At 43.1% G+C, this 17,981-nt stretch carries 12 protein-coding genes, 1 pseudogene and 2 CRISPR repeat arrays; all 13 genes and pseudogenes read right to left on the reverse strand.

The window, feature by feature from the left end:
• Positions 1 to 46: 46 nt before the first annotated feature.
• Positions 47 to 241, reverse strand: a complete 195-nt coding sequence (locus tag ASL14_RS27620) for a hypothetical protein (protein ID WP_044649082.1) — start codon at positions 239 to 241, stop codon at positions 47 to 49.
• Between the two features lie 43 nt (positions 242 to 284).
• The gene (locus ASL14_RS00795; protein ID WP_189338259.1) at positions 285 to 446 is read right to left on the reverse strand and encodes an aspartyl-phosphate phosphatase Spo0E family protein; all 162 of its coding nucleotides are present in this window, start codon (positions 444 to 446) and stop codon (positions 285 to 287) included.
• Between the two features lie 304 nt (positions 447 to 750).
• On the reverse strand, positions 751 to 2,172 hold the full coding sequence (locus ASL14_RS00800; RefSeq protein WP_134909981.1) for a helix-turn-helix domain-containing protein: 1,422 nt from the start codon (positions 2,170 to 2,172) through the stop codon (positions 751 to 753).
• Between the two features lie 756 nt (positions 2,173 to 2,928).
• Entirely contained in the window at positions 2,929 to 5,478 is a 2,550-nt protein-coding gene (locus ASL14_RS00805) for a LamG-like jellyroll fold domain-containing protein (protein ID WP_134909982.1), read from the reverse strand.
• 235 nt (positions 5,479 to 5,713) lie between these two features.
• Positions 5,714 to 6,229: a CRISPR direct-repeat array (repeat unit 33 nt; unit sequence ATTTCAATCCACGCACTCCATACAGAGTGCGAC).
• 181 nt (positions 6,230 to 6,410) lie between these two features.
• Positions 6,411 to 6,702 (reverse strand): annotated as a pseudogene (cas2, locus tag ASL14_RS00810) (CRISPR-associated endonuclease Cas2).
• An 8-nt stretch (positions 6,703 to 6,710) separates the two neighbouring features.
• Positions 6,711 to 7,742, reverse strand: a complete 1,032-nt coding sequence (gene cas1c, locus ASL14_RS00815; RefSeq protein ID WP_134909984.1) for a type I-C CRISPR-associated endonuclease Cas1c — start codon at positions 7,740 to 7,742, stop codon at positions 6,711 to 6,713.
• Entirely contained in the window at positions 7,739 to 8,398 is a 660-nt protein-coding gene (gene cas4 / locus ASL14_RS00820; protein WP_134914326.1) for a CRISPR-associated protein Cas4, read from the reverse strand. Before cas4 ends, cas1c begins: the two co-directional genes overlap by 4 nt.
• Complete coding sequence (gene cas7c / locus ASL14_RS00825; protein ID WP_134909986.1) at positions 8,385 to 9,260, reverse strand: type I-C CRISPR-associated protein Cas7/Csd2; 876 nt, start codon at positions 9,258 to 9,260, stop codon at positions 8,385 to 8,387. Before cas7c ends, cas4 begins: the two co-directional genes overlap by 14 nt.
• A 57-nt stretch (positions 9,261 to 9,317) precedes the next feature.
• The gene (gene cas8c / locus ASL14_RS00830) at positions 9,318 to 11,273 is read right to left on the reverse strand and encodes a type I-C CRISPR-associated protein Cas8c/Csd1 (protein WP_134909988.1); all 1,956 of its coding nucleotides are present in this window, start codon (positions 11,271 to 11,273) and stop codon (positions 9,318 to 9,320) included.
• A complete protein-coding gene (cas5c, locus tag ASL14_RS00835) occupies positions 11,270 to 11,989 on the reverse strand; it encodes a type I-C CRISPR-associated protein Cas5c (RefSeq protein ID WP_134909990.1) in 720 nt (239 codons plus the stop codon). The genes cas8c and cas5c overlap by 4 nt, the downstream gene beginning before the upstream one ends.
• Before the next feature lie 113 nt (positions 11,990 to 12,102).
• Positions 12,103 to 14,592: a CRISPR-associated helicase Cas3' gene (gene cas3 / locus ASL14_RS00840; RefSeq protein WP_134909992.1), complete on the reverse strand. Its 2,490-nt coding sequence runs from the start codon at positions 14,590 to 14,592 to the stop codon at positions 12,103 to 12,105.
• A gap of 320 nt (positions 14,593 to 14,912) precedes the next feature.
• Positions 14,913 to 15,831: direct repeats of the CRISPR family, unit length 32 nt; unit sequence ATTTCAATCCACGCACTCATATAGAGTGCGAC.
• Between the two features lie 245 nt (positions 15,832 to 16,076).
• Positions 16,077 to 16,886: an SDR family oxidoreductase gene (locus tag ASL14_RS00845; RefSeq protein ID WP_134909994.1), complete on the reverse strand. Its 810-nt coding sequence runs from the start codon at positions 16,884 to 16,886 to the stop codon at positions 16,077 to 16,079.
• Positions 16,887 to 17,133: 247 nt separating this feature from the next.
• Positions 17,134 to 17,970: a hypothetical protein gene (locus tag ASL14_RS00850; RefSeq protein ID WP_134909995.1), complete on the reverse strand. Its 837-nt coding sequence runs from the start codon at positions 17,968 to 17,970 to the stop codon at positions 17,134 to 17,136.
• Between the last annotated feature and the right edge of the window lie 11 nt (positions 17,971 to 17,981).

Below are 17,981 nucleotides of genomic sequence, written 5' to 3' on the forward strand. Positions count from 1 at the left end.
AATCTCCAGAAGATGTCCTGTATTCATGGGGAAAAGAGGGGAGGGATTACTCTTCTATTCCAAGCAATTGGGATACTTGTGTTCTATGTTTCTTGGCCCTACGTGTTCCGTGAATGAGATTGGACAATCGGCTAGGTGGTATATGATATGTCTCACAAAATGTTTTCTGGTCAATTTGTTTTTCAACCAGCTTTTGTTTGATTTTCCACCCAAAAGGGGTTACAGCATTGCGTTTATTCAACTTTATTACCTCCAGGTTAAATTTTGCTCTAATTATCAGTTCGTTAAGATTTTGATTTGCACGTTTGGTATTGATTCAAAAGATCATCCAGTTTCTTGGATTGTTCAATCACTTTGGGATGTGTTAAAAATCCGTATTTTTTCTGGACTTGGTACAGTCTTTTTCTGGCTCTCTCGACACGAAGTAAAGTCACACCTTGATTCATCATCAGCATGATTCCCCCTTCTGTGTCATATCCTAATGCAAAACGTAAACTTTTGGATTATTTAATCATACGCTCAACAAAAAAAGTGCTTCCGGAACAATCCAGAGGCACTTTATATCGATCTATGTTCATTTTCAGTTGTGTCCAAGTTGCTCAGAGATAAACTTGCAATCAACAATACCCTCGAACCGTAAGGTTAGCAAGTGTTATTTCTTACTCTCCCTGTTAAGCACCTCCAATGGTTTCCTGAAGCTGGATTCTCTGGTTATCCAAATGAACAGGTACAGTCAAGATAAACAAGAAGCTAGTTGCGACGATCAATAGACCCATTTTTTTCAACATTGTTTAACCACACCTTTTCAAAAAAATTGTAAAATTCCACTTGGGTTTCAGGGATAGCGTAAGCTCGGAAATGTGCGAACAGCCCCAAACAGTTTTTAAAGCAGGTCACATTATTTAGTGTATTCGAGCTTTCAATTGCATAGATCAAATATTTAAAGCCATCACTATGCATCCCTCGATACAAATAATAATAAGCTAACTCATAACCAAAACGTGCATATTGGTCTGGAACGACTTGTTGGGTGTACATATCCATAGATGGTTGCTGTTGAGAAAAGCATTTAATTTTTTCCCTTTCAAAGCGCAAGAGTATATCATTCACATCTAGCTGGTATTGATTAGCCGCAATCAAAACGTTCATCAATTTAGCTACCATTTCCTTTTCCGACATATCAGGTGAAGTACCAATATAATCCACATAATCACGAAGCACACTTATATCTCCAGATAAAAGTTTGTATGTGTAAATATTACCTTCTGACCAATCTTTGAACAAGTTAACCCAATGTTGGGTATCCTCGTCCGTCTCTATGACCCAATCCAAATTAGTGTAGGCGTATGTATATTGTAGAGCTTGCTCATAATCGCCTTGGGCTTCACATACACTGGCACACAGTAAATCAGAATAGGTGATGTACACAAACATGGGTCGACTCAGCTTCTTATCAGGTTTCTCATGCTTTCGCTTCTTCTGCTGATGCTTCATCGTATATTGAATTTCCGCTTTATCTCTCATTTTTCGAGCTATTGCATCCAGCCTGTCCCACTGACGCAAAGAACGATACACATTCGCCAAATCCTTCAATGCATCAAGCTGAACTATTTCATCCAACCGTTCAATAAAGGGTTCAAATAGCGTAGCTGCCTTGAGATTTCGGTTCTGATCGTCTCCAACCTGAATCGTAAACAAACGATATTGACAGATTGCCAAGCGTTCAGAATGTTGATATTTTTCCACTTCTGCTACATTCTCATAGAGCAGCAACGCAGCAGCATGTCGTCCCTGTGCAAATAGCGCTTCCGCAATGTCAAATAGTCTGAGCGAATACAACGGATTGTCCATAATATGTCTAACCATTCGACGGATCGCATCCAGCTTGTCCAGCTCTCCACAACGATATAATAGTGGCTCAATTCGCCGCCAATTCGGGGGAAGGTCGATGATGTAATTTTCTATGTATAGTTCGTAAAAATAGCCCTCCGGTAATCCCATGGCCAACGTGATTCGGTCAAGCTGTTGTACAGAAACAGGACGATGTTGAGTAATCCAATTACTAAGTGTTCTTTGATAAACACCCGAATATTCCGCAAATTGAGCCAAAGTCAAGTCGTTTTGTTTTAGATACTCTTCAAACTCCGCTAAAATCGTAGGTGTATGCTTCAAGTCATAACCACCCTTCACATAAAAATTCCATAATTTTAAAGATCAATTACTATTTTTGTCCAAAAATTAACAACTGTCAACATTTTTATTGCAACTCATGCGGAAAAACTACGTTTGGCATAATTTGTCCAAAAAGGACATGGTGACACGAACGAGATGAGTGGAATTTAATAGACCAAGGAAAAATTTCACACGGGTTTGAATGCTTTTGAAAGCACGTGGGTAAGTGGAGAGCAATGAATTGCCGATTAAAAATTTCAATCCACGCACTCATATAGAGTGCGACATAGTACAAATAAGCAACCCATTCTGCGTATAACAATTTCAATCCACGCACTCATATGGAGTGCGACTATATGTGTGGGTTCGTGGATGGCACTTTGAAGAATATTTCAATCCACGCACTCATATGGAGTGCGACTAAACCGCCTGGAAGAGCATCCGCTGAACCAGCCGATTTCAATCCACGCACTCATATGGAGTGCGACAGCGAAAAAGGGTCAAAACAAACCCGTTTCAATTCATTTTAGCGAAATTTGACCATAAGGCATCATAAAAAGCATGTTCCCTTTATGATGCATTCACAAATCATTCACATTCGACAGAATTTCGACAAAATCTGAGGTGCGAAGGACCCGGGGAATTCATGTGAGCTTCACATTCGCACTGAGTATGCTACACAAAAAGAAGAAGCATACACAGTAATCTCTCACTGGAGATGCTTCTTCTCAACCTCTCATATCTATCAGCCTAGGTTCATTTCACCTTGGCCAGTCCTGCCACCTGAGATGGAGGAAGCGCCCCTGCGAATATACTTAACCCATCAATAGCGCCTTTAAAGGCAGGGTCCCACCAGTTAACACCCAAGCTGAACGTTCCTGCTTTGGATGTAAATACTTCTGGAAATCCTGTTCCTGCAAACTGGGGTTTGCCGTTCACGTACACGGATAATACTCCATTGTCTACAGTGAAGGCGAGATGTGTCCACTCATTGGTTTTGATTTTCATACCGGTGCTGCCGGTATACCAAGGCGAGCTACCGGACCAAAGCATCGTGTTGTCTCCCTCGGGACCTTTGGGCAGCAAGCTAATCCAGTGATTACTATCCATAGCTCCGAAAAAAGTCGGGGTATACAGCGTCAGCTCACTCGGATGAACCCACAGGGACACGGAATATGCAGAACTGGATATAATCCCTTGGGGCAGCTTAATTCCAGATTTTCCATCCAATAAGACTGCTTGACCACTTGTACCCTCCGTGTAGGTGACAGTTCCTCCTTCACGATCAATCCGGTCACCGATGACCTCACCATTCGCAAAAGCAGCTTTACTATCCTCAAGATTATTTTCAAATTTATATTGTGCGGTCAGCGTTGCCATCTCATAAGGAGATACTGTGATGTTAAAGGTTTTGTTCTTACTGCTCTCCCCATTGGAAATCGTAGCGGTCAGAGTGGCTGATACAGCCTTTTCTCCGATTTCAGGACGTTTAACCTCGCCTGTATCAGAAATGACGCTCGGGTCTGAACTTTTCCAAGTAATCGAGGTTTGCCGACTTCCTTGCTTTGGAAGGGATACATTGGCCACTACCCGACTTGTATCACCAAGGTCCAACTCACCATATACACTTTCAACCACTGTTGCATCCGTCGAAGGAGCGAACTGACTCCCCCAGGCCATTTCCCCTGTTTTGGAAACAACCGTAAATGTCATAACATATTGCTTGGTATAGTCATCCCATTGTCTAATGAAAACTCCGTCATATACAGCGCCTTCCAGCGTCAGCCGGACATTCGCGTCTCCATCCTTACGCCACGTCCCTTGTAGATCACCTGTAACGGTATGATCTGCTTTTAGCTGAATAAACTGCGCTGGCTTGATCGCCGCCGACGTATCACTGCCATGATTGATATACTGATAATCTCCAACGAATTGATCCTCATCCAGTTCTGTAAGAGTCTCACCACCATAACGGTAAGGAGCTACTACAGGCCAGCCTTCCTGGTTCATGAACATCTGGTGTATGCGCAATTCATGCTTCTCTCCCTGCTGAGGAAAGCGGGTATGAAAGACAACAAACATTTGCCCGTTAACAGGATCGGTATAAGCAGAGTTGTGGCCAGAGGATACGTAACCATAGCCAATTCCTTCGCCTGGATCACCAATTTTACTGTTGAACAAAAAGTTACCTATTAGCTTGTTGCCAAAAGCGGCATTCTTGGTGTTGGCAGGTAAAACGGCGTTCTGTCCCTTGGCATCCTTATAAGGTCCTGACGGATTTTTGGAACGGAATAACCTCATGTTATAGCCACCATCCGAGGCAAGTCCGCCATAGGTTACAAATAAATAGTAGTAGCCCGTCTCTTTATTGTATTCAATGTAAGGGCCCTCTCCTGATTCCCCATATCCGCCCGCAATTTTGGTGCCAAAATAACGATCAATCAGCCGACCATCTTTCGTCGTTCCGTCTCGACCTGGATAGATAGGCTTTCCTGTTGCTTTATCCAGCTCAAGTAAAAAAATCCCCCCAGACCATGATCCATATGTCATCCATAAACGCCCTTCTGTATCATAAAAGATAGCTGGATCAATCGCATTCGGAAACATTTTATTTGCGTAAGAACCATCTGCGTTGAACCATCCCGCTCTTGGACCTTGCAGTTTGCCTTGATCAACCAACTGTTGGATCGGCGTGTTAGTCCATTTTTTATCCACTTTGCTGTCCTTGTCGTAGGCGCTCTCCTTCGTGAAACCAGTATATACAATTGTATCCACATATTGATAAGGACCTTCGATTTGGGGTGCAACAGCAACACCGATCGCGGAACGAATGTAGGTAGAAGACGCACTATAATAAATCATATAGGCCCCTTTTGTCCCATCGTCATTGACATAATGCTCATTCCAAAATACATCCGGCGCCCAGACCGAGAATCCTCCCTTGCTGTCCGAATCATTTTCCCCTGCCCAAGCAAAGGAACCTGCGAGATTCTTCGATAAATCCCCAAAAAGCGTGTTTCCCGGAGTTGTGTAACCGTTTGCAAAAGAAGTCCAGTTTTTAAGATCCTTGCTCTTCGCCGCCGAAATATGTGAACCAAACACATAATAAGTATCGCCGTCTTTGACGATGGAGGGATCATGAACGGATACCTCGGAAAAAGCGGGCGCATCCTGCTTATCCTTCTGCTCAGATAGTGCAGCGGAAGCATCACTCATTCCCAATGAAGACCCTGCAATCATTAGTAATAATGCTAACGTTATTAAAAAACCTCTCTTGATTCTATTTGCTGCAACCCGCCTTTTCATCCTCATCTGCCCCTCTCTGGAATTGGAGTACAGCGATATATATTCTACATTGATCAGTAGATACCTTTATGTTTTCGATAATCATAAATGTATTTGTAAAATATATTTTGAGTAGACAAGAGGATTTGCGTTGTTTTCTAGTTTGTTTAAAATGGACGCAGTGTGTGATAGAAAGGTCGCACTCCATACAGAGTGCGACACTAAATTCTTAAAGCAATGATATAACCACATTTTGATTTCAATCCACGCACTCCATACAGAGTGCGACTACGTCACGGCCGTCAGCGGCTTCGCCTCGGTATGATTTCAATCCACGCACTCCATACAGAGTGCGACGATGTTTCACATTCAGTAAGCGGCCGGTACTATCATTTCAATCCACGCACTCCATACAGAGTGCGACGTAGTCGTTCCGTACCGCTTATACGATCCTTAATCGATTTCAATCCACGCACTCCATACAGAGTGCGACCTTACAACAGGCGCAGGCGAATATTAAGACTGGAACATTTCAATCCACGCACTCCATACAGAGTGCGACCAAACCTCCCAAATAACAAAGAGTCCCGAAAACAAGGGATTTCAATCCACGCACTCCATACAGAGTGCGACAAATCATCCTTTTCCGGCGTATGTCCTTCAATTTCTTTATTTCAATCCACGCACTCCATACAGAGTGCGACCTGTATGAGGGTTTCCATAATGGCATTAAATGTTGATTTCAATCCACGCACTCCATACAGAGTGCGACAGCGAAAATTCAGAAATTGATACGCTAATGGTATCAATTCCATACATTCTCGCAGAAAACGATGCTAAAAAAGTTTGAATCTACCCTTGACTTCTATTATAGAAAGTGGATTCTAATCCTTTTCGACAAATTTCGAGGTGCGAAGGATCCGAGGTTTTTATGTGAGCTTCACATTCGCACCTTACAGAATCAGCGGGCTTTCCATATCGTAAGATTCTTTTGCCCCCATATGCTCTACTTTCTTTTTATAGTTATCTCCTAAATTGTAGAAACGCAGGCTGTCTTCTTTTTTATCGATCAATTCTTCTAATTCATACTTCAAACGGCGAAACTGGGTCGAATCCAAAATGCACTCAAACACGGAATTTTGCACCCTTTGTCCGTGATCTACACACCTTTTTTGCAACCTTGGCCAATCTTTTTCTGCCTTCCCTGTCTACTGTACTTACATCATAAGTAATTAGGATTAACAAGATCACACCTACTTCCACAAAAATGGAGGGTACTCGTCCAAATCTCCTCGAATATATCTAGCCAAGAGCAAAGCCTGTGAATGGGGCACAAGCCCCCAAGACATTTTCTCATTCAAATAAGGATGAATAATCTTTTCCTGTTTGCGTTCCTGCCATGCCTTCAATACTATTTTTCTCGTGTCATCGTCCATAATCACAGCGCCATTTTCTTTCCTGTAAAATCCTTTGCCATGAATCAACTTTTTGTTAATCAATGTAAGGACAAAACGGTCTGCATATACTCCACGAAGTTCTTCCATAACATCCAGTGCCAATGAAGCTCGCCCCGGACGATCTCTATGCAGAAAACCTACATAAGCATCCAAGCCGACAGCTTCCAGTGCAGATTTCATATCGTTGGACAGAAGTGTGTAGGCAAAAGATAATAAAGCATTGACATTATCCAACGGCGGGCGTTTATTGCGTCCATGGAAGTAAAAATCCTTCTTTTGCTGCAAAATCAGTTCATCAAAAACCGAATTGTACTGTACAGCCGCCGCACCCTCCAAACCACGCAAAATGTCCAAGTCCTCCACTTCACGGACTTGCTGCATGGCCCCTGCTAAAGAAGCAGTCACCTTTTTCATTCGATCAGCGTCAATACGTAGGGGATAGTCCCTTGTCGCTCGCTCCAAAATCCATTTATTATTATATATCTTGCCTATAATCATATTTCTGGCTACAAGAGCACTTCTTTGGTCATCATCGGAAATCCGATACTGTTCTTTTCGGAGTACCACATTTCCACGACTTTCTCCGATCACACGTGCCAAGAAACGTCCAGTTCGCGTCATAAAGGTTAAATCTATATTGCGTGCTGCACAAGCACCCATCAGACCCGGACTTACCCCTGCATAGCCAAAAGTACATACAGCTTCCAGGTTATGCAAAGGGTAGCGTGCAAGAATGGCCTCTTCTTGTTTAATCACAATATTTTCCCCATCTAGTGACAAGTACGTATCCGGCAAGGTGACAAACAACGTATTCAGTAATTTTTTCATTCAGCTATCCTGCTTTCAATGAAACTGGAAACAGATCTTTTATTTAAAATTTCCGGCACACAGATATGTTGAAGCGAGCAGCTTTGGCAATGTGGCCCCGCTTTGGCTTTTGGGGTGTGATTGCGCTCAAAATAATGCCGCATTTCCTGAATACTTGCTCGCACCCGTTCACGGTCAGCAGTAGTGATGATGACCTCTACCCGATGTTTGATCTCATCGTAATAAAAGTATCCTTTTGCAATATCACACACAAGCATTTCTTCAAGACACATCACTTGTGCGACTAACTGGGAATGATCTGAATCATTTCGTTTGGGCTTGCCACGCTTGTATTCAACAGGAAAAGGAAGGTACATACCTTCCTCCCCTGCCAGCGGAACCCCATGAGCATCCCGTACAAACTCTACGACGTCACAGATTCCGGTAATCCCAAGTTCTCTGGAATGTATAGGCAACGCGCGTACGATGAGTTTATCGCCTCTTTTCTCACGAATCATCGGCTGATCCGCTTTTCGGTGTAAATGATCCCCCTCGATCGTCCGCACGTTTTCTTCCCATTGCTGCTCGATATGAATAAGCGCCCATTGTCTTCTACAGAAATTAAAATGCTGAATACCGGATAGCAGCAAATAATCCTCTTCGTTATAGTTCTGGATATTCACGGGGCACTAAGCCTTCAAGTGGTGTGAGTATGCATTCATAATGATCATCAAAAGATCTGTTGAGTTCGTCTGTATTTTCTTTCAATTTCACCTTTAAAGAACGGTGCACTTTAGCGGATGAGTATTGTCCAAGTTTGGAATGATGCTCCCACCAATATACTTTATGGACTTCCATACTACCGTCAGGACGAGCGGATGATACGTCATTTTCGAACAGTGTTTTTAAGGCTTCCCGAATTTTCTCTGCATCCTCATAGGTAAACCCTGTTTTTTCAGCTAGTTGCGTATTGATACTTCCCTTAAATACGTACACACCAAAATCCACCCGATGCTTCATCCCCATCGTATCGGAACCTCTTTCTTTCCCCGGTTCGGAGTTTACACTTTTAGTGATTTGCATACTTGTAATATCAATGGGATCAACACTGGTAGCCGTATGTATAGATACAGGACCTCTTACCCCGACGGATACTCCTGCGCCTTTACTAGCCGCTTTGAATGCAAAAACTTGACCGAAGCTACGAACATCCATCCATTCCCGGCAGGCGATTCTGGCAAATTCATCGCTGGAACCTTCCTTGCCCTTAAAGAATTTTTCCAACTCAGGATTTGCATCTGCACGTTCTCTTAAACTACTAAAAGAATCCAATTTCCGATCATTAGATTGAACAAAAATAGACTCTCCCATATCTTGCAGACGATTTCTTATTTTCCGTTTCAGCGCCACATCAGAAATCTCGCCATAGCCATCGTAATTTTGCCGGGGACGATTACCATTCAGAGGATCACCATTGGGATTTGCTTTCGTGACAGACAATACAACTGCAAAATCAATTTTATGATCTAAAATAGTCATGTTATTATTCTCCTTTGAATGTAAACTCTATATTTTTAACATTTCTTATGATCAGTATTAATTTTTCACATTTGCGATGTCGCTGTCTTGGTCGTCGTCATTCCCTGTGTTATTGCCCTCATGATTCTTTTTATCCGTGTTATGATAGATTTCATAGCGTTGACTATACAAGCCGAGCAAATACTTGCCGGTTAGCGGTTTGTTATTAAATTCATCCATGGGTATTTTTGAGGCTACTTCATCAATCATATTGGAATAATAGTTTAAGCGTTTGCCAAGTCTGGCCTGATGTGGCTGCAAGGCATTCTGTATGGTCCTCCAGGTTCTTTCTGGATGTTGTGAGAAAGCACTCATATATCGAATTGCATTAGTGGATCGCTTCTCATCCTTGTCTAATGCGCTTCGTTCCATCACATCAGCTATCGCCAACAGTCTGCCAAATAAATAACTGCGATCCATATTTTCTTTATCTAATGCCACATTGTATCCCTCCCGTTGGTTAATCAATGCACATGCTATACTCAGTGTCTTCTCCCATTCCCATTTATCCATAGCTACCGGATTAGAGGCACGGTGAGTAGCACTCCTTACAATATCCTGCGGAATTTTTCGACCATCTACGATACATGGAAGCATTCGTTCCATAAGACCTTTAACGAGCTTGTCATTCGCCTTCGGACCGTAGGCCGCAAAAGCAATGTCCTTCGTCGCCGGCGCTCCCCAAAATTGTAGCAACTCACCTTGCTCGTCCTTCTGATAACGGTGCAGCCAGGCGCATGTAGAATGCCAGTCTATCAGCTTGTCAAAATACAATTTTTTATCCAAATTCCGATAATATAGAACAGCCATGCGTCCCGTTGTCGCTGAGTCAAGCACAAGAATATTGACGTTTGCTTTGGACGCCGATTTGATAGCCAGTTTATTACGATAACCCGATAGTGCTTTGGCCAGATCAAAAGCAAACTCCTCGTTAGTATGACCTTTGATGGCTATCGGCTGCGATGATTCAGAACCAAAATCCATTGCAAAGATGTTGTCATTGTCCGTAAGGCTCGGCACATCCGGGGCATCATTCCCCCAGACGAGAAAGACACGATTCTCCATGATTTTCCCTTGACGATGAATCAGCCACTTTAAAGCATTATGAGCTTTTTGCGATACCTCGTAGCTGATGCTTGCTGCTTCATGACTGTGAGCAAAACGTCCTCTGAACGTGAAACCGCTCGTGTCATTTGCCGAAATCAGCTTTGCTTTATCTCCAGAATTTCTAATTTTATTCGCATGTTTATCCGTGCTCGGGAGTTTCTCCCCGGTTACATAACAAATGTCTTCTTCGCCCAGCAATTTACTGTAATAATCAACAAATGAATCAAATAGCTCTTTATCCTGCCAAACTTTAGTTAACGCTTGATTTGGTGAATACACATTAAAACGGATAAATACGCTCTCCAGTTCACCGGGAACTGCCGTAAATATACGTGGTTTTTCCGCAGCTAAATGCTCATACTTCTTGTCCCATTTGCTTATCAGTTTTTGATTCTCATCAAGGTATAAAACAGACTGGTCTGACAAGTCTTTAATCAGTCGACGCTTGCTCAAGTAACGATAGATGCTTTTCAGCTTAGGAGTCGCATATTCTGAATTAGCCCACCCTTCTAACTGCTGAATATAAGCAGCAAAAGGCTCTTCTTTTTTGATCTTTCCACCATAGGTGACAAAATCTCCAGCAACATAACTTAATTTATCATGCAGTGGATAAGGTGCTACCACAGAACCAGCCCGACTGGCTGACTTCTCCGTGCAAGGAATTAATGTACTAAATTCGTCTTTGTCCAGCACTCGGGCTGAATGAAAATCGCCTTGCTCTGTAATCTCCACTTCAATTTGTGCATTTTGAGTTGTATGAGAGATGGGCAGCAGCGTGTATTCGCGATCATTGTATTTATTCTCCGTCACACCGACACATTTAATGTTGGATTCATACGTTTCATATAGATTTAGCAGCCAGCTCATTTCATGCCCCACCCCTCCCACTCTGCAAGCAGCTCATCTGCGGATTGAACGTTATTTTCACCAAATTGTTTGGAATGCATTTCGCCTATGATACGAACTTGTGGGCATTTCTCCGGTGAAATAAATTCAATGACCCCGTTCTTCATCACGGGCTTCCACAAGCGCACCTCCAACTGATTCCTGCCTGTCTCATCGGGATAGTTAATCCCATGCACCATGTTTCCCAAATGAATGTCTCCATAATTATCATAGAAACCGGGGGATTCACCAAAAACACATGGCTCTACATAAGCTTGGCATTCCCGTGTGCCCAGGAAAATATCTCTGCGTCCACCCGCCAGCAATGAGCGTTTGAGTATATTGTGATGCTTATTCTCATTACGATCATATTCCATCTCGGGACGATGCGGATTAAAAATAAAATGAGCCTGAACCTCATAGCAAGGGTCTTTGAGATAGGTATAATTAGCAAGCGTATTACCGCCGCTATATTCCATGGGCCGAATCCCCTTCGATTCCATTCGAATAGGCTTTAGTACACGAACCTTGTCAACAACCATCGTAATGGTAGGCTTCCAATAAATACTTTCTACGACCCCTTTTAATGCCTGATAGGTAGGGACACTGTAGGTTAGTTTCTCACCACCCAGCTTGGTTAGCGGGTCAGTGAACAGGGCATAATCTCCATAAACTCTAAATTCGATTGCGTTTCTCAACTGGCAGCTTCCTCCTTTCTAGGTCTTTTTATCTAAACATAGTACCAGAATATTACTTTTGGCATGGTCAGTCAATGCAACATATAGGCTCTTTATCTCCCATAAAGGCATTCTTAGAGAATAAAGCCATCATGCAAACTATCATTGTGAGGATTCAGCCCAAATAAATCATCATAGGCCCCCTCAGTCAAAGCCCATATCTTTCCATCCAAATAAGGAATCAGCGCCTTATTGTGATCCAGTTCTTCTTTCTCATGGTGCAATATATTAATGGTGAATTGCTGTGCTTTGCGCAGCAGACTACTGAGATCCTCTATGCTTTGCTGTCCGTTGAGATCAGCGATAATCTTTTTTCCTTCCTTCTCTCCATCTCCATATGGAACGATAACTGCTGTTGTATGATCTTTAATGACCTGAAAGTATTCTGCTGCGGTCTTATAGCTATTCGCTAAAAATAAAGGAAGAATCGTGCCCTTTTCATCGTAATAAGAGCGATAGTACGTATTTTCACTGCGACTAACAGTTAATAGCTCAGTCATGTTTTTTCTTAGCTTAGGTATAAAATAGTTCAAGTCGGTTGCCAGCTCGGTATAATATTTTTGGAAATATATTTCCATAGCCTGTGCGGATAATACGTTACCACCGTAGCAGGTTTTGTCACGTTTTAAGTCAATGAGCATTTTTCTGGTAATTTCTTTGCCGATTTTAATTTCTTTGAGCCGCTTGAGATTCTCTTCTTCATGATCAATGACATACACCTGCTTTGTTTCATCTCTTCCGTGGCGATTACATCGGCCTGCCGCTTGTGCAATCGAATCCAGACCAGCCAAGGATCGAATGACACAGGTAAAGCTAATATCCACTCCTGCCTCGATGAGCTGTGTGCTGATACAAACGACAGGTTCCTTATCATTTAAATGTTGTTTTACTTTCTCCAATATGCGATTGCGATGAGCCGGACACATGGAAGTACTTAGGTGGTAAACCGGGATTGCACTGTTTCCTTCTGTTAGTCGAAGATATAAATTTTTGACCACCGCTTTTGTATTGAGAATAACGAGTACGCTTGGCTCATCAGCGAGCTTTTGCTCAACAAAATCGGCAAGCTTTTCCGTATTTACAGTGCCGTTCGTCGCCTTGTCAACAATTTCAACCCGCTTAAACTTCTCTATGACATGATCGAGATCATGCACTATTTCTGCATCCGGCTCGATGTCCAGCTTGTTATGTACAAAATCCAATTCCGGTTGGGTAGCAGTGCAAAGAACAATACTTGAACTGGCATACGTTTTCAAAAAATTCAGCGCTTGATTAAACAATGAAATGCAGTGAGTGGGGACTTTTTGGACCTCATCAAAAATGATGACAGACTCACTCAAATTGTGAAGTCTGCGGACATTTCTGCTGCCATCTGCGTAAAGTACATTTAAAAATTGCACCATGGTCGTGAAAATGATGGGCGAATCCCAATTATCCTTAGCCAGCTTTAATTTTTGATGTGTATTCACAACAACATCTTCAAGCTCATGCTCCTGCCGATCTATATCTTCTACCTCGTTCATGACCACATTCGAGTGATGCTCCAGAATGTTAGCGTCATCCCGTATAATTTTGCGAACCTCCTGAGCGTTTTGTTCAATAATCGTCGTGAATGGAACGACGTAGATGATATGCTTTTTTTCAAATGTAACTGCATGTTTCAGGGCATAACGCAAACTTGCCAGCGTTTTTCCACCCCCAGTGGGTATGGAGAGTGTATGTATCCCGGAAGGCTTGTCTGCAAATTGCTCACATTGCTCGGACATTTGTTTTCTAAGCAAATTAATGGTTGTGTCGGCAGCCTCTCCTGATTGCAGAGCGTTAATACGCTCCATTAATCTTTCGTAATACGTTTGAAATAGCTGTTGACGATTCATCGGTTCATTGTCATTCTTTTCGCCTTTAATATTAATTTCTTCAAAACAACGGGTATTCGTGCGATCCGCATCAATCAAAGCGCTAAAAACAAACTTGGATAAGAACATCATTTTGAGTTCAACGTCTGGATTATGATCCCGTTTCATATAATGAGCCAACTCGGCCCCTGCTTGATTCACATAATGGTAAAATGTGGATTTTCCCATCACCTGCTCATAAAAAAGGCCGACTGCATGATCAAATCCTTCCAGCTCTCGATCACGCACCCGATCCAGAAATTTTGATTCCAGGTCGGGGTCTAAAAAATCCTGCAGATATGCATGGTGTGAAATAATCGCATTCCCTACAACTTCGGATAATAAAGCTTTGTTCATGAAATCCTGCTTATCAAATGTCCCTTGAGGTTGAATGTGAAAAAGATTGTATAATAACTTTCCCCCAGCGGTAGAATGATCTACGCTTCCTCGTTTCGGTGGATTGTCAGGATTTTGCACCGCCAAACGTATGTAATCTTGAAACTTTTCTGTGTATTTGCCCAAATCATGCAGCATACCAGCGAGTCCGGTAATATGTCGGATACCTATTTTGTCTCCATAAGATTCTGCTAGCTGTTGAGTTTCCAACAGGTGATCTGCTACCGTCTGAATCTCTTGGTCACTTTCCCGTATGTGGGCAATATATTGCATGTTTTAATCTCCTTATTCAATGGTTGGGGTGTTCGTCTGAATATGCCCATACTTTTGTTCAATGTCGGCTATACACTCTACTTAACGGTTCTTCTGAACCAGTACCTATTTACCAATATATTGATAAAAAAGGAACAAAGATATATTTACTTTTACTTTTTCGACATTTATTTTCCTTTCCCTCCAAAAAAATAAATTAAAAGAAAAATTCAATAGTTAAGCTGAATCAAGCATTTAAAAATCCCCAGAGGCTTCCCTCTGAGGATTCTTGGCGTATACCCAAATTAAATGCAACTGCCTAATCGCTTACACCCTCCACGATTTCAATCCACACACTCATATAGAGTGCGACTGAGCTGCTCTATGGTCGACATGATATTCGTCATATTTCAATCAACGCACTCATATAGAGTGCGACTGTCAACCCCAGTGGAACCACCATCGCCTTGAGATTTCAATCCACGCACTCATATAGAGTGCGACGTTCCTCGGTAGCTTCCCATTTCTTTCGACCGATAGAATTTCAATCCACGCACTCATATAGAGTGCGACATCGGTCAAGACGTTCCGATGGAGCTGCTTGAAACGATTTCAATCCACGCACTCATATAGAGTGCGACCCATACACGGTACGTGGAGTCCTTAGATGACGAATACATTTCAATCCACGCACTCATATAGAGTGCGACTTTAAGCTCGTCCACCATTTTAGGGATATCCTTATACCGATTTCAATCCACGCACTCATATAGAGTGCGACCTACGCAAAAGACCTTGGATGCCCCAGCCGGGACGATATTTCAATCCACGCACTCATATAGAGTGCGACATGCGAAAACTAAAATTACCGAATATAACGTTTTACCGATTTCAATCCACGCACTCATATAGAGTGCGACGCATACATCATCGCTCGTATCTCTCTCAACCTGTACAATTTCAATCCACGCACTCATATAGAGTGCGACCTAACCGGGGGATATTCGGTATGGCTGCCGTTATTATTTCAATCCACGCACTCATATAGAGTGCGACTTTGATTCTGGCTTAACATGGAAGGCTTATCGTAATGATTTCAATCCACGCACTCATATAGAGTGCGACTTGTTCACGCTGTGGAATAATTGGACCTTCTCTAAAATTTCAATCCACGCACTCATATAGAGTGCGACGCCTCTCTTAAACGCTTTTTAGTCCATGACTTAGGATTTCAATCCACGCACTCATATAGAGTGCGACAGCGAAAATGCAGTAATTCATACCTTATTGATATCAATTCCATACATTTTCGCAAAAAACGATGCTAAAAAAGCTTGAATACACCCTTGACTTCTATTATAGAAAGTGGATTCTAATCCTTTTCGACAAATTTCGAGGTGCGAAGGACCCGGGGTTTTTATGTGAGCTTCACATTCGCACCTTAACCAGGACGTTACACTCAGGATACCACAAAACATTTTTCCCTCACAGAGAATTCTTTAGTGCTAAAACAATAAGGATTCCGCCCCATCAATCACAATTTGTGCACCGGTAATGTGGCGCGAATGATCGGAAGCCAAGAATGTCACCAAATCAGCTACCTGCTCGGGTTGACCGGGCCCATTAGCCAACGGCTGCCCTCCTTCGGGAAACTGGACAGGGATAGTAATCTGCTTTAACCTTTCCGATTTCTCCGTAGTTTCGTCAATATTCGTCGAAATCGCTCCAGGATAGATGACATTGACACGAATACGGAAATTGGCCAGCTCCAACGCAGCCATTTTAGCAAAACCGGTTTGACCTGCCTTGGACGTACTGTAGGCTGACATTCCAAAGCTGGTAAAGCGCTGATTTCCATTAATGGAGCTAGTAATGATAATGCTGCCGCCACCGTTTTTTTTCAAATGCGGTACGGTATACTTCACCGTCAGGAAAGTACCATCCAGATTCGTAGACAGCGTCTGCCGCCAATCCTCAATGCTCAAATCCTCAATCGGTCCGACCACCCCGTTAATCCCCGCATTGGCAAAAATGATATGCAGCCCGCCAAACAGTTCAACCGCTTCCAAAACGGCTTTTTCCACACGCACCGGATCGGCAATATCCACGTCAAAAGCCCGAGCGGCACCTTCACGTATAGCATTAATCTCTCTCTCCGTCTCTACAATCCGTTCATTACTGACATCAAAAAGTGCAACATTCGCTCCCTCTCTGGCCATTTGAATAGCCGTTGCCTTGCCAATACCAGAACCAGCCCCCGTGATCAGAGCCGTTTTGCCTTCAAAGCGTGCGCCTCCTGCTAATGTATAGTTCATATGTATCGCTCCTTTTCAGTATCCTGTATAATCACAAGATTACCCAAAAAGGTATACTTTATAATCACCATTTTTGCGCATTTTTTGCTATTCCGTTGCGATAATCGAGAAAAGGACCAATTATACACCCATTATCGCATCTTTTCTTCTGCTTTCTTGTTGACCGTTAGCTTCTTTCTATGTATTCATTAAAAAAGGACGTTATGCAGCCATCAGTATGGATGCATACGTCCTTTCCTTATTCCGTTTACCACTGCAATTCTATAAATGCAGCATCATCATCAAGCCCTCCGGTATGGGAGGCGTCCAGCAAAACCTGTATCTGCTCATCAGGGACAGGCTCACGAATAGGGTCCAAATCGGATAACCCGTCACTGTATACCTGTAATCTCATCGACATATCTGCGGGTATGCTTCTTTCGTACCAATGAGGCTTACCTCCAATCGGCCCACGGCTTGTGGACCAACGTTCCGATGTAGAGAAGGTATGATCAAATAATTGGCTGATCTCCTCCGAACCGTTCCATAGCCGCAATCGTGAATCTCCTTGCCAGGCAAGTCTGAGACGCCCGCGGGTGCCGCGCTTCGGTAGCTCGATTTTACCGCAAATATACATCGACTGGCTTCCCTGACGACGTTTATCCTCCAGCACCGAACGCATCAAGCCCGATTCATGGTGTAAAGGCTGCCGATCCAGTTCCTCCACAGCTGTACCCGCCAAGCGTTCGAGGTACAGCCCCAGTTTATCGGCAGACAGATCCTGCCCCTGTTCCATCCAATCCAGCAAAGAGGAACCCAAATAGCGGGCTGCAAAATCTCCCTGGTAACTAAGCCCGACACCATCACACAGAACAAAACAACAGACGGATTTATGAATACGCACTGCGGCGAAATCCTGTCCGCTTTCACCCATACTGGCAGATTCAGCAGATCTTCCGTAACCATAACGGCACATAAAGCGGCTATGATGCGTCGATAGTGGCTGATCGCCCGTCTGAGAGCTTATGTAGGAAAAATGCTGCGCCAGCCGTGCATTCATTCCCTTCCTTTTGCTCGTGGGGAGCAGAGACAGCAGTGGATTCATGCGTTTACCTC

Source organism: Paenibacillus sp. IHB B 3084, assembly GCF_001447315.1.
Taxonomy (GTDB): domain Bacteria; phylum Bacillota; class Bacilli; order Paenibacillales; family Paenibacillaceae; genus Paenibacillus.

Coding starts and splice junctions, on each gene's coding strand:
- ASL14_RS00850 (WP_134909995.1), bottom strand. CDS start 17,970: ATGAATCCACTGCTGTCTCTGCTCCCCACGAGCAAAAGGAAGGGAATG.
- cas8c (WP_134909988.1), bottom strand. CDS start 11,273: ATGAGCTGGCTGCTAAATCTATATGAAACGTATGAATCCAACATTAAA.
- ASL14_RS00795 (WP_189338259.1), bottom strand. CDS start 446: ATGAATCAAGGTGTGACTTTACTTCGTGTCGAGAGAGCCAGAAAAAGA.
- cas7c (WP_134909986.1), bottom strand. CDS start 9,260: ATGACTATTTTAGATCATAAAATTGATTTTGCAGTTGTATTGTCTGTC.
- cas3 (WP_134909992.1), bottom strand. CDS start 14,592: ATGCAATATATTGCCCACATACGGGAAAGTGACCAAGAGATTCAGACG.
- ASL14_RS00845 (WP_134909994.1), bottom strand. CDS start 16,886: ATGAACTATACATTAGCAGGAGGCGCACGCTTTGAAGGCAAAACGGCT.
- ASL14_RS00805 (WP_134909982.1), bottom strand. CDS start 5,478: ATGAAAAGGCGGGTTGCAGCAAATAGAATCAAGAGAGGTTTTTTAATA.
- cas1c (WP_134909984.1), bottom strand. CDS start 7,742: ATGAAAAAATTACTGAATACGTTGTTTGTCACCTTGCCGGATACGTAC.